The sequence below is a fragment of the Streptomyces sp. NPDC006798 genome, assembly GCF_040635975.1.
Classification (GTDB): domain Bacteria; phylum Actinomycetota; class Actinomycetes; order Streptomycetales; family Streptomycetaceae; genus Streptomyces.
The window spans coordinates 1-22,195 of sequence record NZ_JBEYIS010000015.1 but is presented as its reverse complement, the minus strand read 5'-3'; the positions used below and the strand labels follow the sequence as shown (position 1 = coordinate 22,195).

General features: G+C 74.1%; 18 protein-coding genes and 1 pseudogene. 10 read left to right on the top strand and 9 right to left on the bottom strand.

The window, feature by feature from the left end; translation table 11 throughout:
* The first annotated feature begins 36 nt into the window (after positions 1-36).
* Both ABZ714_RS12755 and ABZ714_RS12750 read left to right on the top strand, forming a co-directional pair.
* Positions 37-1,434 carry a serine-threonine protein kinase gene (locus tag ABZ714_RS12755; protein ID WP_358825202.1) on the top strand — a complete coding sequence of 466 codons (1,398 nt, stop codon included), beginning with the start codon at positions 37-39 and terminating at the stop codon, positions 1,432-1,434.
* 309 nt (positions 1,435-1,743) lie between these two features.
* A complete protein-coding gene (locus ABZ714_RS12750; protein WP_358825333.1) occupies positions 1,744-2,358 on the top strand; it encodes a hypothetical protein in 615 nt (204 codons plus the stop codon).
* A gap of 355 nt (positions 2,359-2,713) precedes the next feature.
* Here the strand turns inward: ABZ714_RS12750 and soxR are convergent, their stop codons facing one another.
* A complete protein-coding gene (gene soxR, locus ABZ714_RS12745) occupies positions 2,714-3,322 on the bottom strand; it encodes a redox-sensitive transcriptional activator SoxR (protein ID WP_358825201.1) in 609 nt (202 codons plus the stop codon).
* Between the two features lie 125 nt (positions 3,323-3,447).
* Here soxR and ABZ714_RS12740 point away from each other — a divergent pair, with 125 nt between their 5' ends.
* Entirely contained in the window at positions 3,448-3,909 is a 462-nt protein-coding gene (locus tag ABZ714_RS12740) for a MaoC family dehydratase (protein ID WP_358825200.1), read from the top strand.
* A 63-nt stretch (positions 3,910-3,972) separates the two neighbouring features.
* Here ABZ714_RS12740 and ABZ714_RS12735 read toward each other — a convergent pair whose 3' ends face one another.
* Both ABZ714_RS12735 and ABZ714_RS12730 read right to left on the bottom strand, forming a co-directional pair.
* Positions 3,973-4,683 carry a TetR/AcrR family transcriptional regulator gene (locus ABZ714_RS12735; protein ID WP_358825199.1) on the bottom strand — a complete coding sequence of 237 codons (711 nt, stop codon included), beginning with the start codon at positions 4,681-4,683 and terminating at the stop codon, positions 3,973-3,975.
* 287 nt (positions 4,684-4,970) lie between these two features.
* A pseudogene (locus tag ABZ714_RS12730) lies at positions 4,971-5,123 on the bottom strand (acyl-CoA dehydrogenase family protein); the annotation flags it as partial.
* Between the two features lie 70 nt (positions 5,124-5,193).
* Here ABZ714_RS12730 and ABZ714_RS12725 point away from each other — a divergent pair.
* Entirely contained in the window at positions 5,194-5,838 is a 645-nt protein-coding gene (locus ABZ714_RS12725; RefSeq protein WP_358825198.1) for a TetR/AcrR family transcriptional regulator, read from the top strand.
* 114 nt (positions 5,839-5,952) lie between these two features.
* On the opposite strand, the gene ABZ714_RS12720 is transcribed toward ABZ714_RS12725, so the two are convergent.
* The 4 genes from ABZ714_RS12720 to ABZ714_RS12705 all read right to left on the bottom strand — a co-directional run bounded on the left by ABZ714_RS12720 (position 5,953) and on the right by ABZ714_RS12705 (position 13,011).
* Complete coding sequence (locus tag ABZ714_RS12720) at positions 5,953-7,344, bottom strand: ABC transporter ATP-binding protein (RefSeq protein ID WP_358825197.1); 1,392 nt, start codon at positions 7,342-7,344, stop codon at positions 5,953-5,955.
* 368 nt (positions 7,345-7,712) lie between these two features.
* Entirely contained in the window at positions 7,713-9,233 is a 1,521-nt protein-coding gene (locus tag ABZ714_RS12715) for a citrate:proton symporter (RefSeq protein ID WP_358825196.1), read from the bottom strand.
* Between the two features lie 178 nt (positions 9,234-9,411).
* Positions 9,412-11,613, bottom strand: a complete 2,202-nt coding sequence (locus tag ABZ714_RS12710; RefSeq protein WP_358825195.1) for a molybdopterin oxidoreductase family protein — start codon at positions 11,611-11,613, stop codon at positions 9,412-9,414.
* A gap of 780 nt (positions 11,614-12,393) precedes the next feature.
* Positions 12,394-13,011: a TetR/AcrR family transcriptional regulator gene (locus ABZ714_RS12705; protein WP_358825194.1), complete on the bottom strand. Its 618-nt coding sequence runs from the start codon at positions 13,009-13,011 to the stop codon at positions 12,394-12,396.
* A gap of 169 nt (positions 13,012-13,180) precedes the next feature.
* Between ABZ714_RS12705 and hmgA the strand changes: the two genes are divergently transcribed.
* From hmgA to ABZ714_RS12690, 3 genes are all read left to right on the top strand, one after another.
* Positions 13,181-14,539, top strand: a complete 1,359-nt coding sequence (gene hmgA / locus ABZ714_RS12700) for a homogentisate 1,2-dioxygenase (protein WP_358825193.1) — start codon at positions 13,181-13,183, stop codon at positions 14,537-14,539.
* Between the two features lie 49 nt (positions 14,540-14,588).
* Positions 14,589-15,341, top strand: coding sequence for a GntR family transcriptional regulator (locus ABZ714_RS12695; RefSeq protein WP_358825192.1), 753 nt, complete (start codon positions 14,589-14,591; stop codon positions 15,339-15,341).
* A gap of 76 nt (positions 15,342-15,417) precedes the next feature.
* A complete protein-coding gene (locus tag ABZ714_RS12690; protein WP_358825191.1) occupies positions 15,418-16,617 on the top strand; it encodes a type ISP restriction/modification enzyme in 1,200 nt (399 codons plus the stop codon).
* 315 nt (positions 16,618-16,932) lie between these two features.
* Here the strand turns inward: ABZ714_RS12690 and ABZ714_RS12685 are convergent, their stop codons facing one another.
* On the bottom strand, positions 16,933-17,199 hold the full coding sequence (locus ABZ714_RS12685; RefSeq protein WP_358825190.1) for a hypothetical protein: 267 nt from the start codon (positions 17,197-17,199) through the stop codon (positions 16,933-16,935).
* Between the two features lie 443 nt (positions 17,200-17,642).
* On the opposite strand from ABZ714_RS12685, the gene ABZ714_RS12680 reads away from it, so the two are divergent.
* The gene (locus ABZ714_RS12680; RefSeq protein ID WP_358825189.1) at positions 17,643-19,313 is read left to right on the top strand and encodes a serine/threonine-protein kinase; all 1,671 of its coding nucleotides are present in this window, start codon (positions 17,643-17,645) and stop codon (positions 19,311-19,313) included.
* Positions 19,314-19,405: 92 nt separating this feature from the next.
* Here the strand turns inward: ABZ714_RS12680 and ABZ714_RS12675 are convergent, their stop codons facing one another.
* A complete protein-coding gene (locus tag ABZ714_RS12675) occupies positions 19,406-20,215 on the bottom strand; it encodes an SGNH/GDSL hydrolase family protein (protein WP_358825188.1) in 810 nt (269 codons plus the stop codon).
* Between the two features lie 164 nt (positions 20,216-20,379).
* Between ABZ714_RS12675 and ABZ714_RS12670 the strand changes: the two genes are divergently transcribed.
* Positions 20,380-20,778 (top strand): hypothetical protein, encoded by a 399-nt coding sequence (locus ABZ714_RS12670; RefSeq protein WP_358825187.1) that lies wholly within the window; start codon positions 20,380-20,382, stop codon positions 20,776-20,778.
* 416 nt (positions 20,779-21,194) lie between these two features.
* The gene (locus ABZ714_RS12665; RefSeq protein ID WP_358825186.1) at positions 21,195-22,094 is read left to right on the top strand and encodes a glycosyltransferase family 2 protein; all 900 of its coding nucleotides are present in this window, start codon (positions 21,195-21,197) and stop codon (positions 22,092-22,094) included.
* Positions 22,095-22,195: the final 101 nt, after the last annotated feature.

Here is a 22,195-nt window from a genome sequence, read left to right as displayed (position 1 = left end):
GTACGGGGCGGGGTCACCGCGGGGAGGGGAACGGTCATGGCGCGGATCGGCGGCCCGGGGCCGTATCAGGACATCGGTTTCGACCGGGACGGGGACGTCGACCCGGAGCAGCGGCATCGGCTGCTCGGTCTCGAAGTCACCGATCTGGTGATGTTCGCCCATGGCCGGAACCAGTCACCGGCCGCGGCCTACGAGCTGTACGCGGAGTTCTTCTCCGCCTTTCCGTCGCTCGCGGGGCGGGGCGTGCGGCTGGGGTACGCGGGAGTGGGCTGGCCGTCGATGACCTTCCCCGACGAGATCCCGGCGTCCGGCCCCGTGTCCGGCCCGGCGCAGGACGGTCCCCGGCCCCCGGCATCCGGCCCTCCCGGGGGCGGGGGGCTGGACGGCGGGACGTACCAGGCTCTGCTCACGCTCTTCCCCGGGCACGGGGAGACCGTGGCCCGGCTGGCGGCCCTGCTCGTGGAGCGGCCCGACTCGGCGGCGGCCGTCGGCGACTTCGGGCGGCTCGCGCGGCGGCTGGCCCGGGTCCCGGCGGGCGGTCTGGAGTCGCACCGGTTCACCGACGACCTGCCCGGCGACGAGCAGGGGCCGCCCGCCGTGCTGTACGAGGACCCGCTGTCGCTCTGCCGGAGGTTCGCCGGGGCGCTGGAGGCGGTGGACGGCACCGGCCGGTACGAGGGGCCGGGGCCGTACGGCCGCCCCGGGCTGTACGGCCGCCCCGGGTCGTACGGGTCGTACCGGTCGGGCGGGTCCTACGACGGGCCGGGGCGGGTCTGGCGCGGGGCCCGCGAGTTGCTGCGGCAGACCACGTACTACGCGCTGAAGCGCCGCGCGGGTGCCGTCGGGGAACTGGGGCTCGGCCCGCTGCTGGGCCAGCTGGCCCGGAGCCGTCCGGCGCTCCGGGTCCATCTGGTGGGGCACGGCCAGGGCGCCCGGCTGGTCGCCTTCGCCCTGCGCGGACTCCCCGACGAGGTCCGGACGGTGAAGTCGGTGACACTGCTCCAGGGCGCGTTCTCGCACTACGCCTTCGCCTCCCGGCTGCCGCACGCGCCCGGCAGGTCGGGGGCGCTGGGGGCGATGGAGCAGCGGGTCGACGGTCCGGTGGTGGCCTGCCACTCCCGCCACGACGGCGCGCTCGGCACGCTGTACCCGGTCGCGTCGGCACCCGCCCACGACGACCGGGACCCCGGCCCGGACGCGGTCGGCGACCGGCGCTGGTGGGCCCTGGGCCACAGCGGGATCCACGGGGTGGGCTCGGCGGTACGGCTCTCCCTCGACGACGCGCTCCGGGGGTCGCTGCCCCGGAAGGGGTGTGTGAGCGTCGACGCCTCGTCGGTGGTACGGAGCGGGGCGCCGCCGTCCGGCGCGCACGGTGACATCTGCCACGAGGAACTGGCCCGGCTGATCGTGGCGGCGGGCGGCCTGGGCGACTGAGCGCCCGCTGGATCCGGTGGTTCCCGGGGCGTGGGCGCGGTCGTGGCCGGGCGGTCCGGTGGTGTCCCGGGCGGGTCCGCCAGGAACCAAGTGCGGAAGGCGATCGTTCGTTCGTCAGAGGGCCGTTCGGCGTGGGCCTTTCGGGGCAGGCGGAGTGTACGAGGAGGCGGTGACCGTGCCCGGAGCCGGTTCCCGGTATGTCCGGGAGATCCGCTGATGGCTTCGATCGGATTTCCGATGGAGCCGGATCGGGCGCCCGTACGTCCATTCCTCGACGCCGAAGCAGCAGTGACGGAGGTGGCGGTGACGATGGCCGGTTTCCGGAGTCTTGCGAGACAGGTGCGCGATCCGCGGTGCGACTTGGCACTGCGGCGCTATTCCCTGCGCAAGTGCCTTGAGCGGTTCGCCCCGTACGGGCACCGCGCGACCTGGGACCATCTGTGCGCCCGGCACGGCTTCGGGCCCGAGGACAGGTCGCCCGACCCGGCGCGGCTGGTGGCCGCGCTGGACGAGTTGGAACGCGCGCGGGCCGTATGGCTCGCCTACGAGGAGGACTTCGCCGACCGCCGCAAGCGCGAGAAGCACGACGGGCTGCGCCGGCTGGCCTCCTCCGACGAATGGCACCGGCATGTCTGGGGCGGCAACGGGGTGGCCCGCTGCGACAGCCCCCGGGCCCACCCCTCGGTGCCGCTGGACGAGGTACTGCGGCGGCTGGTCGAGGCGCTGGCGGGCGAGCCGGGCAACGACTGCCCGGTCTGCGGTACGACGGCGATCGTCTGGCGGCACGATCTGACGAACGATCCGTGGACCGGACCCGTCTGCACGGACTGCGGGATAGTCGTACCCCGCCCGGTGCTCACGGACGATGTGGTCGCGGCGGCCCAGCGGGCGGCCCGGCGCGAGGTACTGGCCTCCGTGGCCTGAACCCCGGTGCGCGTGCGCCCCGGTGCGCACGCGCGGCGGCCGGGCGTCCCGGACCGCGGCCCCGACCCGACCCGACCCGACCCACGGTGCCGATCCGCCCCGGAGCGGTGCCGTCCCCGGCCAGTCCCCTCGGAGCGGTCCGTCCCTGCCCGGCCGGGTGACGGAGACCCCGGCGCGTACCGGGACGTAGCAGAGGGAAAACCGTTGGCCCCACCCGTTTGTCAGGCGGAGAGTCGGCCTCACGCGCCGTGCCGCCGATGGACGGCCCGGACGCGGGGGCGGGCCTGACACGGGGGTGCGGGCCCGCCTCGGAGTGCGCGGGACCGGCCGCCGTCCGTCCTCCTGCCGCGACCGGTCAGCCGCCGCCGGGGGCGTCGCAGCCGGACCGGCGTACAGGCTTCCCCGATTCCGCCGATTCCGCCGATTCCCCCGACTCCGCCGGGTTCCCGGATGCCGTGGGCCGCGTACCGTCCGCCCGGTCCGCCCCGGGACCCGGTCCGGCCTCCCACAGCGGACCCGGCATCAGCCGGGAGCCGGGCCTGCGGCGGCCGAAGGCGTCCTCGGGGTTGGAGAGCGCACACGTCTCCATGGAGAGACAGCCGCAGCCGATGCACTCGGTGAGGGTGTCCCGCAGCCGTCCGAGCTGCTTGATCCGTTCGTCCAGCTCCCGGCGCCAGGTGTGGGAGAGCCGCGCCCAGTCGTCCCGGTCCGGCGTCCGCCCCTCGGGCAGCTCCGCCAGCGCGTCACGGATGGTCGCGAGCGGGATCCCGACCCGCTGCGCCGCCCGGACGAACGCCACCCGGCGCAGCGTGTCCCTGGTGTACCGGCGCTGATTGCCGCTGGTACGGCGGCTGCGGATCAGCCCCTTGGACTCGTAGAAGTGCAGGGCCGACACGGCGGCTCCGCTGCGCTGCGAGAGCTGGCCGACCGTGAGTTCCTGGCTGGTGTCGGTTGTTGGGGCCACCCGCGAACCCTACTGGGTGGTCCGTTGACACGGGACTCCGGCCCGAGCATGCTGAGCAAGCGCTCAGACATCAGCGGCGCGGGCCGTACCGCGCCGTACCGCCGCCCGAGAGTCAGGACCGCCGCATGGCCGTACCCAGGATCTTCACCTCAGCCGGCGAACTGCGCGCCGCCGTCGGCGAGCCGCTGGGGCACAGCGGCTGGCTGGAGGTCGACCAGCGGCGGATCGATCTCTTCGCCGAGGCCACCGGCGACCACCAGTGGATCCATGTCGATCCGGAGCGGGCCGCCCTGGGGCCGTTCGAAGGCACCATCGCCCACGGCTATCTGACCCTCTCACTGCTGCCGCTGCTGGTACCGCAGGTGCTGAAGGTTGAGGGGGTGCGGATGGGCCTCAACTACGGGACGAACAAGGTCCGATTCCCCGCCCCGGTCCCGGTCGGTTCCCGGGTCCGGGCCGCCGTCACCCTGCGGGAGGTCACGGATGCGGGCGACGGGGTCCAGGTGGTCGCCGCGGTGACGGTGGAGCGCGAGGGCGGGGAGAAGCCGGTCTGTGTGGCCGAGTCGGTCTCCCGCTACTACTTCTGAGACGTCCGCGCGGGTCCGGGTCCGTACGACGAGTCCGGGTCCGGGTCCGGACGCGGCGGCGGGTCAGCGCTTCGCGGAGACCATCCGCAGCACCAGATCCGCGTAGAGCGCGCCGACCTCGTCGGGGGTGCGGCGGCCGTTGACATTGAACCAGCGGGCGACGTCGATACAGAGGGAGAGCACGGCCAGGGTCGTCCCGGGCACGTCCGGCACGTCGAACTCGCCCGACTCCACCCCGTCGTGGATGATCCCGCGCACCACGGCGTCGCTGCGGCGGCGCAGCGCCACGATCTCGGTCCGGTGTTCGGGGGCGAGCGCGTCCAGTTCGTACTGGACGACCCGGGCGGTGTCGTGCCGTCCCGCGTGCCAGCGGACGAACGACGCGACGGCGTCGGCGAGCCGCTCCCCCGGGGTGCCGTCCCGTTCGGCGGCGGCGGAGAGCACCTGGAGGGCCCGGGTGTGCCCGAGGCTGCTGATCCGGTGCAGCAGTTCCTCTTTGGTCTTGTAGTGGATATAGAGCGCGGCCGGGCTCATCCCGGCCCGGCCCGCGATATCGCGGGTGGTGGTGGCGTGGTAGCCCCGCTCGGCGAATGCCTCGACCGCGGCGACGAGCAGTCTGCGGGCCGCCTCGGGGGCCACCTCGCCCCAGGGGGCGTCCTGGGGCTCTTCGGCGTCCCCGGCCGCGCGGCCGGGCGGCGGCGCGGCCTCGGCACCGCGGCCGGGGACGGTCTCCCCGGTCCCGCGGTCGGGCGTCGTATCGTCGGCCGCGCTCATCGGCTCTCTCCTTCGGCTCTGTGGGGGGGGAATCACCATACCCCGAGGGTGAGCAAGCGCTTAGCCCGTCTCCGCCGGACGCACGGGCCCAGGCCGGACTCGGGTCGGAGCAGGGCCGGGACCGGAACCGGGACCGGGCCGCTTCCGGAGGCGGTCAGAAGGCCGAGACCCCGGTCAGCGCCCGGCCGATGATCAGCTTCCGGATCTGGCTGGTGCCTTCGCAGGGCGAAGTCGGCGCCCCGGTCGACGAGATCCGCCACCCGCCAGGCCAGCAGCCGGGCCGCGACGACGGTGAGCCCGAGGAAGCCCAGTTCGCCCAGGAGGCGGACGATCCCCCGGTCGGCGTTCTCCGCCCGGTCCCACTCGGCGGGGTACGGGGCGACCTCGCGCCGTGGGAACTGCTCGGCGAGCCGCCGTACCGCCGACTGCTCGGCGCTCAGGCCGGATCCATCGCCCCCTCCCCTTTAACTAACACTGCTAGTTTTATATGGCGGCTCTACTATGTGCCCCATGGCCAGACCCCGCAAGCCCCTGCTCAGCCGGGACCGGATCGTCGCCGCGGCGGGCGCGCTCGTGGACGCCGAGGGGCTCGACGCGGTCTCCACCCGAAGGCTCGCCGCCGAACTCGGCGTCAGCGGACCGTCGCTCTACAACCACTTCCGGACCAAGGACGAGATACTCGAGGCCGTCGCGGACGCCGTGAGCGCGCAGATCGATCTGTCGATGTTCGAACCCGGGGACGGCCGGGAGTGGCCTGCGGCGCTCTACGACTGGGCGCACTCGTATCGCGCGGCGCTGCGGGCGCATCCGAACATCGTCCCGGTGCTCGCCAGGGGCCCCGGCCGCCGCCCGGCCGGGCTGCGCGTCGCCGACGCGGTCTTCGGCGCGATGGTGCGCGCGGGCTGGCCCCCGGCCCAGGCCACCCGGATCGGCGCGCTGATGCGGTACTTCATCACCGGCTCGGCGCTGGGCTCCTTCGCCCGCGGCTTCGTGGACGACGCGGCGGCGTACGACGCGGCCGACTACCCCCACCTGGGCCGGGCCCATCTGCTGGCCGAACATCAGGAGCGGGTGGACGAGGGCGCGTTCGAGACCGGGCTGCGGGCGATCGTGGACGGGCTCTCGACGCAGTACGCGGCCCGGGCGCGGAGCTGAGGCACCGGCCCCGGGGGTGGATCGCCCGGCCCACCAGGCCCACGCGGACCGCACGGCCCACGCGAACCGCCCGGACCGCCCGCCCGGGGTCGGCGCGCCGGACGCGCCGTACGGTCAGCCGAACCGGCTGCCCGGCACCCCCGGCGGGCCGGGCGGCGCCGGACAGAGCCGGTCGCCCCGGTGGTCGAAGACATAGATCTGGGCGGCGTCGACCAGCAGCGGCACCTGCGCCCCCGGCCGCAGCCAGGTGTCGGGCCCGGTCCTGACCACCAGATCGCAGTCGGGCAGCGGCGGGCTCTCGGGGTCGTAGGGACCGTACGTCCCGTACGGGAACGGCCCGGCGGCCCCCGCCGGGACCGCACCGAAGGCCGCCCGCTCCCGCAGCCGGGCCAGCACCCGGGGCCGGACTCCGGCGCCGCCTCCCGGGCCCGGACGGCGGCGGCCGGCGGCCCGGGTGCCGGGCTGGGCGGGGGCGCGGGCCGATTCGAGTTCGGGCACCACGGCGGGCCGCGAGCCGGTGTCCAGATGGACCAGCGCCTCGTGCCCCTGGTACTCCACATAGCTGACGGTCCCGGAGAGCAGCGCCTCCCCCGGGCGAGCCGGGCCCGGCGCCGCGATCCGCACGGCACCGGCCCGCAGCCCGAGGATCACCCGGCGGCCCTGGTACGCCCGGAGGGCGCGGTGGTCGGGGCCGAGCGGCTCGGGCAGCTCCAGCCGCTGGGTGCCCAGCTCGAACGCCATCCGGTCGGCGAGCGGGGCGTGGACGACGGCCTGGAGCAGATTGATCCGGGGCGTGCCGAGGAAGGCCGCGACGAAGAGGTTCCGGGGCCGGGCGTAGATCTCGCGCGGGGTCCCGGTCTGCTGGAGGACCCCGTCGCGGAGTACGGCGATCCGGTCGCCCAGGGACATCGCCTCGGCCTGGTCGTGGGTGACGTAGACGGTGGTGGCGCCGGTGGCGCGGGTCAGCCGGGACAGCTCCGCCCGCAGATAGTCGCGGAGCTTGACGTCGAGATGGGCGAGGGGTTCGTCCATCAGGAAGGCGGACGGGTGCCGGGAGATCGCCCGGCCCATGGCGACCCGCTGGCGCTCCCCGCCGGAGAGCTGACCGGGATAGCGGTCGAGTACGTCCTCGATACCGAGCGCCCTGGCGGTGGCCTCGACCCGGGACCGCCGCTCCCGGCGGGTACCGGCCGGCCGGAGCGGGAAGCCGATGTTGTCCCGGTTGGTCATGGTCGGATAGAGGGCGAAGTTCTGGAAGACCATCGCCATGTCCCTTTCCCGGGGCGGGAGATGGGCGGCCGGTTCGCCGTCGAGCAGCAGTCGGCCGTCGGTGATGTCCTCCAGTCCGGCGATCATCCGGAGCACCGTCGATTTACCGCAGCCGGACGGCCCGAGGAGGACCAGGAATTCCGCCGGGCGGATGTCGAGGCTGATTCGGTCGACGGCATACGGTCCGCGTCGGCCGTAGCGCTTGGAGACGTGCTGGAGCGAGATGGCGCGCGTCATGGGGTACCGCCGTGAGGTGGGGGTGGGCGATGGACCGGAAAACTAGCCCACGACCCCCTTTTGGGGGAATGCGTAGGACGGCCGTTCCGCCGTTGCTTTTCCGATCCTTGACGCCCGCCCGTCGTATGCACGTGCAGATGCTCGGGCGCGCCGGTGAATTCGCCCGTTCCGGCCGGGAATTCACCGCCACGGGCACGAACCGCCGCGGCAGGAACCACCGCCGGCACGAACCGCCGCGGACACGACCGCACCCCGGCGGCCGGGGAGGGCGACCGGGGCGCGGGGGGCGCGGCGGAGGAAGGCCGCCGCACCGCTCCGGGGGTTCCGTACGGCTCCGGCGAGGGTGACCGGGCTCCGTACGGCGGGGTTCAGATGATGCCGAAGAGGACTCCGGCGGCGAGCACCACGAGCGAGGTGAGCGCGGCCCATTTGACGGTGAACCGGGTGTGGTCGCCGAACTCGACCTTCGCCATGCCGACCAGGACGTAGACGGCGGGGACCAGCGGGCTGGACATGTGCAGCGCCTGGCCGACGAGGGAGGCGCGGGCGATCTCCAGCGGCGACACCCCGTGGGCCGCGCCCGCCTCGGCGAGGACGGGCAGGACGCCGAAGTAGAAGCCGTCGTTGGACATGAAGTAGGTGAGGGGCAGGCTCAGCAGGCCGGTGACGATGGCCATGTGCGGACCCATGCCCTCGGGGACCGTGTCGACCAGCCAGTCGGCCATGCTCTGGACCATGCCGGTACCGGTGAGGACGCCGGTGAAGACGGCGGCGGCGAAGACCATGCCGGAGACGTTGAGCACGTTCTCGGCGTGGGCGCCGATCCGGGCCTTCTGCTCGGCCATGTTGGGGTAGTTGACGGTGAGCGCGAGGGCGGCACCGAGCAGGAACAGCACCGGGATCGGCAGCAGCTCCATGATCATCGCGGCGAGCAGGGTGATGGTCAGACCGGCGTTGAACCAGTAGAGCTTGGGGCGCAGGGTGGGCCGGTTGGGGTCGAGGCCCTGGAAGCCGCCCTCGGGCTCGTCGTCCGCGCCGGAGGCGGAGGCGTCGCTGCCGGGGCCGCTGGTCTCGTCGGAGGAACCGGAGGCGGAGCCCGAGCCGGAGCCCGTGGCGGTGCCGGATCCGGAGCCGGAGGTCTTGCCCTTGTTCCGGCCGCCCTCGGACCCGGCCTCGCCGCCCGGGCCGGACTTCACCAGCACGGTCCCGGTCCGCTCGGACTCCTCGGTCACGTCCTCGGCGGTGCCCCGGCCCAGGGCGTCGTCCAGCGACAGGTAGCCGAGCCGCTTGCGCTCCCGCAGACCGAGGACGTAGGCGAGGACGAAGACGAAGAGCAGGCCGACCAGGAGCGCCGGGATCATCGGGACGAAGATGTCGGCGGCGTCGAGCTTGAGGGCGGTGGCGGCCCGGGCGGTGGGACCGCCCCAGGGCAGGGTGTTCATCACACCGTTGGCGGTGGCGGCGATACCGGTCATCACGACCAGGCTCATCTTCAGCCGCTTGTACAGCGGGTACATCGCCGAGACGGTGATCATGAAGGTGGTGGAGCCGTCGCCGTCGAGGGAGACGATCGCGGCGAGCAGCGCCGTACCGACCACGACCCGCATCGGGTCGGCCTTGCAGAACCGCAGGATGCCCCGGACGATCGGGTCGAAGAGACCGACGTCGATCATGACGCCGAAATAGACGATGGCGAACATCAGCATCGCCGCGGTGGGGGCGAGATTGCCCACGCCCTCGATGACGTAGTCGCCGAGCTTCGCGCCGTCTCCGACGATGACGCAGAAGAGTGCGGGGATCAGGACCAGCGCCGCGATGGGCGACATCTTCTTCATCATGATCAGGACCAGGAAGGTCGCAATCATGGCGAAGCCGAGGATTGTCAGCATGGGGCTACCTAACGTTCATCCTTGAACTCCCACCGGAGCGGCGGTCCGCAAGACGTTAGGTCGCGTCAAATAGCGTTAACAAGATGTTGACGTGCGAGCAATACGAGCAAAACCCCAGGTGAACCGGGAACGGGCCCGGGAGGCCCGGGAAATCGGGCTTCGCGCCCTTCCCGGAGTGTTACGAAACCTTGGGCCGGACGGGTTCCAGCCGGACCGGGAAGCCGTTGAGTACGGCCGTTCCGGAGAGCGGGTCGACCCGGCTGCCGTCCAGGAGCTGGTTCACATTGACCCCGGGGCGGGCGGCGGCCACCGTCAGCCGGGTACCGGGCCGGTCGTGGCCCCAGCCGTGCGGCAGACTGACCACTCCGGTCCGGACCGTGTCGGTGATCTCCACCGGCGCCTCGACGCTGCCGCCGTCGGCGCTGATCCGGACCGGGTCGCCGTCGGCGAGCCCGTGCCGGGCCGCGTCGTCGGGGTGGATCTGGAGGGTGCAGCGGTTGCTGCCGCCGCCGAGTCCGGGCACATTGTGCATCCAGCTGTTGTTGGAGCGCAGATGGCGGCGGCCGACCAGGACGAGGGAGCGGGGGCGGCCGGCCAGCGCCGCCCGCAGCCTCGGCAGATCGGCGGCGATCGGCGCGGGCAGGGCCTCGATCCGGCCGTGGGCGGTCCCAAGTACGCCGGGGAGCCGGGGCGTGAGCGGCCCCAGGTCGATCCCGTGCGGCCGGTCCAGCAGCTCGGCGAGCGTCAGCGCGTACGGCCCGGATCTGAGCATCAGGTCGAGGCGGCGTTCGGCGCCGGTACGGCCGGTCAGCCCGGCGGCGACCTCGGCCGGGTCGCGCCCGTACAGCGGTGAGCCGGGCAGGTTCACGGCCCGCTCCAGGCTCCGGTCGAGGGCCGCCAGGTCCACGGTCTCCGGCGGCTCCCCGTGCCGTCCGCCGGCCGCGAGCACCAGCCGGGCCAGGATCTCGCCCTCGTCCATCCGGCCGTCCTCCGGCGGGACGGCCGCCGGGCTGTAGCGGACCTGGTTGCGGACGGCGAAGCCGTTGAAGAAGAAGTCGAAGTGGGCGCTCTGCGACGGCGGGGGCGGCGGCAGCACCACATGGGCGTGCCGGGAGGTCTCGTTGAGGTACGGATCGACGCTGACCATGAAGTCGAGGCCGCCCAGGGCGCGGTCCAGCCGGTCGCCGTCGGGCGCCGAGAGCACCGGATTGGCGGCGATCACCAGCAGGGCCCTGACCCGGCCGGGCCCGGGGGTCTCGATCTCCTCGGCGAGACAGACCGCGGGCAGTTCGCCCATCACCTCGGGGCGGCCGGAGACCCGGCTGGTCCACCGGCCCGTGGTGAAGCCGCCGGGCGGGGCGGGCGGCGGCGGGGTGGCCGCCAGCGGGAACATCGCCCCGCCGGGCCGGTCGAGATTGCCGGTGAGCAGGTTGAGCACGTCGACGAGCCAGTTGGTGAGGGTGCCGTACTCGACCGTACTGCCGCCGACCCGGCCGTAGACGGCGGCGGCCGGGGCCGCGGCCAGCTCCCGGGCGATCGCGGTGATCTCGTCCGGATGGAGATCGCAGGCGGCGGCCACGGCGTCCGGGGTGAAGTCCTTCAGCGCCGTCTCCAGCCCGGCCAGTCCGTCGGTCAGGGCGGCGAGCGGCCCCGGCGCGGCCAGACCCTCGGCGAAGAGCACCCCGGCGACGGCGGCGAGCAGCAGGGCGTCCGTACCGGGCCGGATCGCCAGATGGCGGTCGGCGCTCCGGGCGGTCCTGGTACGCCGGGGGTCGACCACGGTGAGGGTGCCGCCGCGCCGCCGCAGGGCCCGCAGCCGGCCGGGGAAGTCGGCGGCGGTGCAGAGGCTGCCGTTGGAGTCCAGCGGGTTGGCGCCGATCATCAGCAGATGGTCCGTACGGTCCAGATCGGGGACGGGGATGGCGAACGGGTCGCCGAACATCAGCCCGCAGGAGACGTGCTTCGGCATCTGGTCGAGGGTGCTGGCGGTGAATTTGCTGCGGGTCCCCAGGGCGGCGAAGAGGAACGGCGGATAGAGCCGCCCCGCCATCGTGTGGACGCTGGGGTTGCCGAGCATCACCCCGACGGCGTCGGCGCCGTGCTCGCGGACCAGCCCGGGGACGGCGGCCGCGATCCGGTCGAACGCCTCGGCCCAGGTGGCGTCCCGTAACCGGCCGCCGTCGCGGACCAGGGGGCCGCGCAGCCGGTCGGGGTCGCCGTCGAGTTCGCCGAAGGTGACGCCCTTGGGGCAGATGTAGCCGCCGCTGAAGACGTCGTCCCGGTCGCCCCTGGCCGAGGTGACCCGGGTCCCGTCGATCGTGAGCAGCAGTCCGCAGGTGGCCTCGCACAGCGGGCAGACACGGAGCGCGTCGTGGGACATCGGGGCTCCCCCCTCGCGTACGGCCCGGGCCGCTCACCGGGCCCGCCGGGCGTACGTCGCCGGGGGCGTCCGGTCGCGTACGGGCCTGGACAGGCGACCGCCCGGCAGCATACCGACCGGTTGGCATCCCGGGGAGCTGTCCGGCGGCCTTTGGCCCGTTCCCGTGCCCGCCCGGGTACGGCTCGGGGCCGCCGCCGTACCCGGGGCATCCATGACCACGTCCCGGGTCCGGCGGTCCCGGACGCCCTCCCGCCCGGGGGCTCGGGATCCCGGCCGGATGCCATCGGCGGCGCCGTCGCCGCCGGGCACCGCCGACGCTTCGCCGGGCCCGGCCCCGCACAGCCCGAGCCGGGGACCACCACGCCCCGCGCCCCGCGGCCCCGGACATCGAAGACCCGCCGAAGGCGCCGGCGACGCGGCGGAAGCCCGGTTCGCCGGGCCGTGTCCACCGGATGGCGCCGTCCGCCCGGAGGCCGGGGCTCGCGGCGTGCGGCGATACGCGACGGCGGTGGGGCCCCCGGCCAAGCCGGGGGGCGGTCACCCCGTACCGGACGTACCCGGGAACCCCGACAACGCGGGGGGGGGCCGCCTCCCGGGCCCGGAAGGGCTGCGGAGGAGAGGCGGGTGCGGGCCGGACGTCGCGGGCCGGGCACCGGCCGGCGGCACGGCAGGGGAAGGTACCCGGCGGGCGCCCGGGGAAGGCTCCGGTCACCGCCGGGACCGGCGTAGGGCCCGTCACGACGGATCCGGCGGCGGACCGCCCCGGGGCGGTCCCGCGCGTCAGCCGCCGAGCGTGCGGGAGAGATGGCCGCGCAGCAGTTCCCGGGTCTCGGCGACGACCGCCGGATCGCCCGACCCGTCCACCCGGAAGGCCAGCCGGAGGACCGTGTCCGCGGCCTCCACGGCGACCAGGACGGTCCGCCGGAGCGCGGCGTCGGCGGGGCGGCCGAGCCGCGCGGCGACGACGGGCAGCAGCCGGCCGGCGAGCGCGTGGCCGGTTCCGGCCGGCCGGCCGCCGACGGGCATCCGGTGGCCGAAGTCCACCAGGGAGAAGCCCGGCACCGTCCGGCGCATCGCCGGATACTCGTCGAGTACGGCGTCGAGCAGTCCGCGCCACTCCCCCGGCGGCAGGGTCGCGGTGCGGTCGGCGACCCGCCGGGCGAACCGGTCGAGGTTGCGGGCGGCCAGTGCGTCGGCGAGGGCCCGCTCGTCGCCGGAGAAGCGGTAGACGGAGCCGATCGGCACCCCGGCCCTGGCGGCGACCGCCCGGGTGGAGAGCGCTTCGTACCCGGTCTCGTCCAGGAGTCCGGCACAGGCGTCGAGGATCCGCGCCAGCCGCTCCGCGCTCCGCCGCTGGACGGGTTCCCGCCGTAGACGGGGGTGGGCCACGCCGTCCATGATGCCCGGCCGGTGCCGTCGGCGGGACCGGCCGTGCCCGTGCCGTTGACGGGACCGCCCGGCAATCCTACGGTTGACCATAGGAATGGATTCCCGGGCGCCCCGGGGTCCGGACCGAACAGTCACGAGGATCGTCACGAGGGGCATTCCTCCGGCACCGGGAGCGGCCATGAGCGGACACGGGCAGACGACGGACACGGGCGGGACGGCGGCCGGGCGGGCGCGGCGGGCCGCGGCCCTGGAGTACTCCGCGGGGTTCGGCAACGAGCACGCGTCGGAGGCGCTGCCCGGGGCGCTCCCCGTCGGCCGCAACTCCCCCCAGCGCGCCCCGCACGGGCTCTACGCCGAGCAGCTCAGCGGCTCCGCCTTCACCGAGCCCCGGTCCGAGAACCGCCGCTCCTGGCTCTACCGGATCCGCCCGTCGGCCGCCCATCCGCCGCTCCGCAGGACCGACGGCGGCACCCTGCGCGGCGCGTCCTTCGCCGAGGCGGTCCCCGACCCCAACCGGCTGCGGTGGGATCCGCTGCCCGAGCCCGCCCCCGGCACCGACTGGGCGGCCGGCCTGTGGACCCTCGGCGGCAACGGCGACCCGGCCCGGCGTACCGGTATGGCCATCCACCTCTACCACGCGAACACCTCCATGACCGACCGGGTCTTCGGCGACGCCGACGGCGAACTGCTGATCGTCCCGGAGCTGGGCGGGCTGCTGCTGGTGACCGAGCTGGGCGTGCTGGCGGCCGACCCCGGCGAGATCGCCCTGATCCCGCGCGGTGTCCGGTTCCGGGTCGAGCTGCTGGACGAGCGGGCCAGGGGGTACGTCTGCGAGAACTACGGCCGCCCGTTCCGCCTCCCGGACCTGGGGCCGATCGGCGCCAACGGGCTGGCCAACCCCCGGGACTTCCGCGCCCCCACGGCCGCCTACGAGGACGTCGAACGCCCGGTCGAGGTAGTCACCAAGTACTGCGGGAACCTCTGGTCCGCGACCTACGACCACTCGCCGCTCGACGTCGTCGCCTGGCACGGCACCCACACCCCGTACGTCTACGATCTGCGCCGGTTCAATGTCATCGGCACCATCTCGTACGACCACCCGGACCCGTCGATCTTCACCGTGCTCACCGCCCCCACCGACACCCCGGGCCTGGCCGCCGTGGACTTCGTGGTCTTCGCGCCGCGCTGGCTGGTCGGCGAGGACACCTTCCGGCCGCCGTACTTCCACCGCAATGTGATGAGCGAGTACATGGGTCTGATCGAGGGCGCCTACGACGCCAAGACCGCGGGCGAGGGCGGTTTCGTCCCCGGCGGCGGCTCCCTCCACCCGATGATGTCGGCGCACGGCCCGGACCGGGAGACCTTCGAGCGGGCCAGCGCCGCCGAGCTGCGCCCGCAGAAGCTCGACGACGGGCTCGCGTTCATGTTCGAAACCCGCTGGCCCGTGCTCACCACCCCGCAGGCCGCCGAGGCCGGACACCGCCAGAAGGGGTACGACGGCGTATGGCAGGGTCTGGAACGTCATTTCCCCTCCTGACACCCCTTCCGGACCCGGCACTCCCCCGACCCGGAGATACGGAGCCGCCGTGACCCCCTCCTTCGCCCCCGACTCGCTCGTCCTGAACCGCAAGCTGCCCCTGTGGTACCAGGTCTCGCAGTCGTTGCGCGCCTCCATACTGGGCCGGGCGCCCGAGGCGTCCCTGCGGCTGCCGACCGAGGAACAGCTCGCCGCGCACTACGGCGTCAGTGTGCTCACCATGCGCCAGGCGCTGAAGGAGCTGGAGGAGGAGGGCCTGATCAGCAGGCACCGGCGGCGCGGCACGTTCATCGAGCCGGGGGCCCGCCGGGGCGCCCCCCGGCGGCTGCTGGGCTCGATCGACGCGATCGTGGCGCAGCAGTCGGGCGAGCGGACGACGGTCCTCGGCCACGGCCCCGAGCCGGTCCCCGGGGAGCTGGCCGAGCACTTCCCGGACCTGGCCGAGGTGGTGACGTACCGCAGGCTGCGCCGGGACGGGGAGACCGATGAGCCGACCAACTGGGCGGAGAACGCGGTCAGACCCGAACTCGCGGCCCGGATCGACGTCGCCGATCTGGAGCGGTGGCCGATGACGAAGGTACTGCGGGACGCGGTGGGCGTCCGGATCGGCCGGATCACGGACACGGTCGAGGCCCGGCTGGCGGACCCGCCCACGGCGGAACTCCTCCAGGTGCCGCTGCTCAGCCCGATCCTGCACTACACCGGCGTCACCCATGACACGGCGGGCCGGGTGGTCGACGTGGCCCGGATCCGCTACCGGGGCGACCGCTTCTCCTTCTCCGTCACGGTCGACGCCCCGTAGAACGGCCGGGCGGGCCGGGGGCGCGGGCGTCCCGGGCGGCGGCGTGGACCCGGGCGGGATCGGAAAGAATGGGCCCATGCCGATGCTCGACGCGCTGCTGCCCTGGGGCGTCCGCCCGTTGCGGACGGGGCGCTCCTGGGTCCTGGCCCCGGACCCGGGAACACTGACGGAGCGATGGAACGCGGTGGTACGGGCCCCGGAGGCCGAGCGGGCCGCGCTCTTCGTGCCCAGCCGCGCCAGAACGCCCCGGTCCGCCGTGGCGCAACTGCCCGGACAGCGCGGCGGTACGGGCCGGTTCGCCCGGGAGACCGGCCGCTGCCCCGACCCCGTACCGCTCCTCCACGGCCCTTTCGACCGGCAGTGGCTGCTGCCCGACCACCGGCTGATCGACGAGGCCAGGCCCGAGCTGTGGCGGGTCGCCGACCCGGCCCAGATCTTCCTGGTGGAGCCGGGTACGGCCGCGGGACCTCCGGCCGGGATCGCCGGGCCGCCGGTACTCGCCTCGCCCTGGCTGCCCGACGGCCGTTCACCGGCGGGGCGGCCGGGGCTGATCCGGCCGCTGTTCCGCAGGCCCGGCGGGCGGGAGCCCAATCTCGCCCCGGGGCTGACCGGGGCGCTGGCCGCGGCGTACGGGCACCAGGTCACCGCCCGGGACGTCCTGTGCTGGATCCTGGCGGCGGCCCGCCCCACCCCGGCGGGTTGCGAGGTGCCGCTGCCCGCCGGGGCCGGCGTCTGGGCCGAGGGCGTGGCGCTGGGCGGGGAGTTGCTGGAGATCCAGCTACGGGGGGCGCACGGCGGTGAGCGGCCCCGGCTGCCCGGCGGGCGCCGCCCGTACGTCCGCACGGCACCGCCGCCCCGGCCCGGCACGATCGGCTACGACCCGGCGGCGGAGACGCTGCTGCTGGGCACGGGCCGGATCGCCCCGGTCCCGGCGGCGGCCTGGGAGCTGCACAGCGGCGGAGTACGGGTCCTGGAGCACTGGTTCACGACCCGGACGGGACCGGCGGGACCGGAGCCGCTGGCGGGGATCGGGCCCGCCGGATGGCCCCGGGAGTGGACCTCGGATCTGCTGGAGCTGATCACCGTACTGGCGCTGCTCGGCGAACGGCTCGCCCGGCGGACGGCGCTGACCGCCCCGGACGCCTTCGCGGAGCTTTCGGGGGCTTCGGGGCTTCCGGGGGTGCTGCCCGCGCCGGAATGGTCCCGGCGCCCGGCCTCGGTCCTGGACCACCACGAGGAGGGACCGGAGGGGCAGTTCGCCCTGCCGCTGGGCTGACGGGCCGGCCCGGGACATGGCCCGGGGACGCCCGACGAGCCCGGACGGCCGGATCGCGTGGAGCGGCGGGTACCGCCGGGCCTCGCCGTCGGGGCGAACCCGCAGTGGGCGCGGTGGGCACAGTGGCGCGGAACGCGCGAACGGTCATGGGCGCCACGGGCGAGGGCGCGAACCACCCGGTCCGCCGCGGGGAGGGCGGCGACCGGAGCGGAAAGGAAGGAGAGCCGACGCCTGAGCGCGGGGCCGCTCAGGCGGTGACACGTGACGCGGGGTGAGCGTGGACGATCCGGACGACGGCCGCCCGGCAGCCGGAGGTCAGTGGCGGCTGCCGAGGAGCGTACGGCGCAGTCGACGCAGCGGCGCGAAGAGGGAGACCCGTCCACGACGGCCCCGGTCCCGCTCGTGCCTGAGGTCGCGCGAGGTCAGCTCCAGCATCAGGGACGTCGCCTCGACCGTCTCCCGCTGCGGGACGGCGGGACCGCCCAGCACCGAGAGATGCCGGTCCAGACGCGAGCTGGTCGCGCTGCTCCCGCAGGTGATGGCAGGCACTCGCGGCCTGCTCCGCACTGTTATCTGTTCCATGACACTCCCCACCCGTAATGACGCACCCGGCCCGGGCAGGTTAACCCTATCGTCCCCAGGTGACACTCGTGTATCCCGCCTGCGCGATTCACCGCGCCCCGTACGCGAGTTGACGCATCCCTTTCGCCATCATTCAATTCGCCCTAATTCAGGGCTGGTTGGACATTCCGCCGAGGCGCCTCGCTCTGACCACGGCTTTCTCCGGAGCCTCTCACATCCCAGCCGTCCCAGCCGCCCCCGGCCGCTCCGTCGCCCCACCGGACCGGATCCGCACCGAGGAGTGATCGCTCTCACAGCGTCCGGAGGGTTTGCCGGGCCCGGACCGGCGAAGTGCCGTCGCGAGGGGCGGCAGAAGGCCGGATTCCGGCTAACTTGAAAGGGTTTCCTCCGGGATTCCGGGACACTCTGCGCCGCCGACCACCGCTGTCATGGATGGGGGCACCATGCACGGAGACCGACTCGTCGCCGACCGGTACCGGTTGGACGGCGCCCTGGGCGAAGGCGGTATGGGTGTGGTCTGGCGCGCCCGGGACGAGGTGCTCGGCCGCGAGGTGGCCGTCAAGGAGGTCCGCGCCCCGGCCGGGCTCTCCGACGACCAGGTACGGCGGCTCTACGCCCGGCTGGAGCGCGAGGCCCGGGCCGCCGGGCGGATCACGCACCGCAATGTGGTGACGGTGTACGACGTGGTGTTCGACCACGGCGGGGCCGGCGGCGGGCCCGACGGGTCCGGTGCCGGGCAGCGGCGGCCGTGGATCGTGATGGAGCTGATCCGGGGGCTCTCACTGGCCGACGTGCTGGCCGCCGAGGGCCCGCTGGCCCCGGAGCGCGCGGCGCGTATCGGCGCCGAGGTGCTGGCCGCGCTGACGGCGGCCCATGACGCGGGGGTGCTGCACCGCGATGTGAAGCCGGGCAACGTCCTGGTCGGCAATGACGGCCGGATCGTGCTCTCGGACTTCGGTATCGCGTCCCTGGAGGGCACCGATCAGCTCACCATGACGGGCGAGCTGATCGGCTCGCCGGAGTTCCTCGCCCCCGAGCGGGCCCTGGGGCGCACGCCGGGGCCCGCGTCGGACCTGTGGTCGCTGGGGGTGCTGCTGTACGCGGCGGTGGAGGGCGTCCCCCCGTTCCGGCAGCACACCCCGCTGAACACTTTGCGGGCCGTGGTGGAGGACGAACTCCCGCCGCCCCGGCGGGCCGGGGAGCTGACTCCGGTGATCGCCGGGCTGCTCCGCAAGGATCCGGCGGAGCGGCCGTCGGCGGCCGACACCGCCCGGCGGCTGCGGCTGGCGGCCTCAGGGGGCACGCCGCCACCGGGGCCGTACAGCCCGACGGTCACCTCGGCGGGCCCGGTCCCGGGCTCCGGCTCCGGCTCGGGTTCCGGTCCGGGGTACGGCTCCGGGGCCGGTCCGGCTCCCGGGTCCGAGGGGGCGACGACGCCGTCGCCGGTGCCGCCGCCCGATCCCCGTACGGGGCCGAAGCGGCCCGCGGTGACCCTGGCGGCGGGCGCCGCGGTTCTGGTGATCGCCGCCGCGGGGCTGGCCTGGACGCTGGTCGACGGCGCGCGGGACGGCGGCGGCCCGTCCGGCACCCCGGCCCCCGGGGTGTCCCGGTCGGCACAGGCGGGCACCGCGCCCGGGACCGCCGGTACCGCGGACCGCCCGGCGGACGACCGCGCGAGCGGTGCGCCGAAGGACCGCGGCTCGCCGCCGCCCCGGGCCCGGCAGACCGTGACGGTCCGGATCGAGGCGGTACGGGACCGCTATACCGGCGACTGCCCGCCGGGCGCGGAGGCCCCCCTCTTCCGGGCCCGGATCGAGGTGGGGCGGACCCCGGCGGAGGTGACGTACCGCTGGACGACGGAGCGCGGCGCCGCGGGTTCGGACCGGCGGACGCTCTCGTTCGGCGCGGGCTACGGGCGGGCGCGGACGGTGGAGTACACCGTGGCGGCGTTCCGCGACGGCGAGGTGCTCCGCGACCGGATCGGGCTGGAGATCGCGGGCCCGGTCGAAACGCGTTCGGAGCGGCTGGCGTTCTCGGTGGAGTGCGATCCGGCGCCGTCGGCTTCGTCCGGCTCTCCTCCGGCCGCGGCCGAGGGCACCACCGGCACCCCGTGATCCGCGTACCGGCCCGCAGCCGCACGCACAGCACGACGCGCGACCGCCGGTGCCGGGGCTTCCCCCGGCACCGGCGGCGCCGTTCCCCGCGGTTACGCGGCGGCCCGGAAGACCGGCAGATAGCCGCCGGACTGCCCGGCGGCGGTCGGGTGGTAGGAGTCGCCGATGTTGAGCCAGTTGACGCTGTGCAGCCAGGGGGCCGGGGAGCAGATCTCGTGTCCGGTGAAGGCGGACACCACTCCGGCGTAGGCGTAGCCGTGGTCGGCGGCGCGCTTGGCGATCGCGGTGTTCAGATGGTCGGCCGCGCCGTTGATGGCGGCCCGTTCGGTCTCGGTCAGTCCGGCGAGACAGCCGCCGCCGAGCTGGTAGAAGCGGGGATAGCCGATGACGACGACGCGGGCGGACGGGGCCTTGGCGCGGATCGCCCGGTACACGCTGTCGAGCCGTCCGGGCAGGGTGCTGTCGACATATGCCTTCGCCTGGTTGACCCGGTTGACGCAGGCGGACTCGGACTGGAGGACGCAGGTCGTCATCACATCGGCGAATCCGGCGTCGTTGCCGCCCACGGTGAGGGAGACCAGGTCCGTTCCGCTGTTGACGGGACCGAGCTGGCCGGCCGTGACATCGCTCGTCACAGCCCCGGAGCAGGCGGTGAAGGCGAACGAGGAGGGCGCGTTGGCATTCGCCCAGAGCCGGGGGTACGCACGGGTGCTGCGCTTGCAGGAGCCGCTGGAGCTCTCATAGCTCCCGGCCCCCACCCCGGAGGAGTAGGAGTCGCCGAGCGCGACGTAGTCGACGGCGGCGGTCGTGGGCGCCGCCTGGGCCGGGCCGCCCCCGGTGAGGGCGAGTACGGCACCGAGCAGGAACGCGGACGAGTACGCCAGAAGGCGGGACAGTTTCATGGAACCTCCCCTGAGCAGGATCGCTGCGTCAACCGTGGTACCAGCCAGTAGGGTTGATTGAGAATGGACATGACAAGTGATCCAGCTCACTCTTCTTGACGCGAAGTCAAGGGCGGATGAGCATGGAGGGCTCCAGATCAGGCTGCCCGGGAGCACACCCCGACATGCGGGACCAGACAGACACATCGTCACGGATCGGTAGAGATCTTCCGCCGATCGTCGCCGGAGCGGCGACCGCCGTGGCCGGAATCGGTGCCGTACTCGCCCTTTCGGGCAGCGATTCACCCCTTCGCGCGCCCTTCGCCCTCTTCTTCCTACTGCTCGGTCCGGCCGCCGGACTGTACGCGGTACTCCGGGGGTTGGAGCCCGGCGCCCGGGTCGCGGCCGCCGCGGCGGGCGCCGCCGCGGTGGATCTCGCGCTCGCCGCCGGGCTCTCCTGGCTGGAGGCGCTGACGGCGGGCCCGGCGACGGCGGCTATCGTTGCTGTCACCGCACTGCTGTTCCTGTGGACGGCGGCGGACCGGAGGAACGAACGGTCCGGGGCGGATCCGGCGCGCCGCTGAACGCCCGGCCGGACGCCGGGAGACCGGCGGAGGAGAAACCTGCGAAAACAGTGAAACAAGAGGCCCGCGTTCCCGGGCTTGTCATACAGTCATCAATATCAATACCGTCATACATCCACACGCTTTTGCGACACCACGAAGCGGCTCAAGGGGAGGGCTCGCGTGCCGCGGTGTCCCGTGAGCGGGTGGGCGCGGTAGGGGGGTGCCGCGTGCCCGGTCCGGTCGCATGTGTTCGTCGTCGCCGCTCGGCGTCGAGCGCGTACCGGAGCCGTCCGCGCGGCCGTTTCTGCAGTTCGCCCGTTGTGCCGGAGCGTTGCTCAGACATGGCCGGGTGAGGCAAGACCCCCCTTTCAAACCGGACAAGCGTCCGGACCGTCCGGCCGCGGACGGTCCACCGGTGGAGAGGGAAACAATCCATGAGTTCTGTGCTGCGCCCGGCCGACCCGGGGCACGATTCGCTGACGGCCGTTTCCGGCCACGACGGCCCCGAGGCCGCCGACCCGCGCGCGGAGCGGGAGCCGGACACCGGTTCCGACCCCGCGAGACGCTACCGCCCGGTCTCCTCGCATCTCGCGATAGCCCCGCCGGTGAGCGTCGTGATCCCCGCCATGAACGAGGCGCAGAACCTTCCGCATGTCTTCCGGACCCTGCCGGAGTGGATCCACGAGGTCGTCCTGGTCGACGGCAACTCCACCGACGACACCGTCGAGGTCGCCCGGAGCCTGCGGCCCGACGTCAAGGTCGTCACCCAGGCGGGCAAGGGCAAGGGCGACGCGCTGATCAGCGGATTCGCCGCCTGCACCGGCGACATCATCGTGATGGTCGACGCCGACGGCTCGGCGGACGGCAAGGAGATCGTCTCCTATGTCTCCGCCCTGGTCTCGGGCGCCGACTTCGCCAAGGGGTCGCGGTTCGCCAACGGCGGCGGCACCGACGACATGACCTTCATCCGCAAGCTGGGCAACCGGGTCCTCTGCGCCACCGTCAACGCCAAGTTCGGCGCCCGCTACACCGACCTCTGCTACGGCTACAACGCCTTCTGGAAGCACTGCCTGGACGAGATCACCCTCGACTGCACCGGCTTCGAGATCGAGACGCTGATGAACATCCGCGTGGTCAAGGCCGGTCTGCGGGTCCAGGAGGTACCCAGCCACGAGTACGTCCGGATCCACGGCGTCAGCAATCTCAGCGCCGTCCGCGACGGACTGCGGGTCCTGCGGGTGATCCTGAAGGAGAAGGGTGTCGCCCGCGCGGCCCGCCGCCGCGCCCCGGGCGGTTTCGGGGCTCCCGCGACCGCCCCCGGGGAACCGTCGTGACCACGGCCGACCCGGGCTCCGGCCCGGCCGGGGGGGGGGGGGGGTCGGGCGCGCCCCCCCGCGCACCGCCGGGTCGGGGGGCAGAACGAGACACCGGAGAG

Excerpts from the sequence above, each read along its gene's own strand:
- ABZ714_RS12665 (WP_358825186.1), top strand. The coding sequence starts at position 21,195 with ATGAGTTCTGTGCTGCGCCCGGCCGACCCGGGGCACGATTCGCTGACG.
- ABZ714_RS12720 (WP_358825197.1), bottom strand. The coding sequence starts at position 7,344 with ATGACGCGCGCCATCTCGCTCCAGCACGTCTCCAAGCGCTACGGCCGA.
- ABZ714_RS12725 (WP_358825198.1), top strand. The coding sequence starts at position 5,194 with ATGGCCAGACCCCGCAAGCCCCTGCTCAGCCGGGACCGGATCGTCGCC.
- ABZ714_RS12710 (WP_358825195.1), bottom strand. The coding sequence starts at position 11,613 with ATGTCCCACGACGCGCTCCGTGTCTGCCCGCTGTGCGAGGCCACCTGC.
- ABZ714_RS12690 (WP_358825191.1), top strand. The coding sequence starts at position 15,418 with ATGCCGATGCTCGACGCGCTGCTGCCCTGGGGCGTCCGCCCGTTGCGG.
- ABZ714_RS12675 (WP_358825188.1), bottom strand. The coding sequence starts at position 20,215 with ATGAAACTGTCCCGCCTTCTGGCGTACTCGTCCGCGTTCCTGCTCGGT.
- ABZ714_RS12740 (WP_358825200.1), top strand. The coding sequence starts at position 3,448 with ATGGCCGTACCCAGGATCTTCACCTCAGCCGGCGAACTGCGCGCCGCC.
- ABZ714_RS12685 (WP_358825190.1), bottom strand. The coding sequence starts at position 17,199 with ATGGAACAGATAACAGTGCGGAGCAGGCCGCGAGTGCCTGCCATCACC.
- ABZ714_RS12755 (WP_358825202.1), top strand. The coding sequence starts at position 37 with ATGGCGCGGATCGGCGGCCCGGGGCCGTATCAGGACATCGGTTTCGAC.
- ABZ714_RS12680 (WP_358825189.1), top strand. The coding sequence starts at position 17,643 with ATGCACGGAGACCGACTCGTCGCCGACCGGTACCGGTTGGACGGCGCC.
- ABZ714_RS12705 (WP_358825194.1), bottom strand. The coding sequence starts at position 13,011 with ATGGACGGCGTGGCCCACCCCCGTCTACGGCGGGAACCCGTCCAGCGG.
- hmgA (WP_358825193.1), top strand. The coding sequence starts at position 13,181 with ATGAGCGGACACGGGCAGACGACGGACACGGGCGGGACGGCGGCCGGG.
- ABZ714_RS12750 (WP_358825333.1), top strand. The coding sequence starts at position 1,744 with ATGGCCGGTTTCCGGAGTCTTGCGAGACAGGTGCGCGATCCGCGGTGC.
- ABZ714_RS12670 (WP_358825187.1), top strand. The coding sequence starts at position 20,380 with ATGCGGGACCAGACAGACACATCGTCACGGATCGGTAGAGATCTTCCG.
- ABZ714_RS12715 (WP_358825196.1), bottom strand. The coding sequence starts at position 9,233 with ATGCTGACAATCCTCGGCTTCGCCATGATTGCGACCTTCCTGGTCCTG.
- ABZ714_RS12735 (WP_358825199.1), bottom strand. The coding sequence starts at position 4,683 with ATGAGCGCGGCCGACGATACGACGCCCGACCGCGGGACCGGGGAGACC.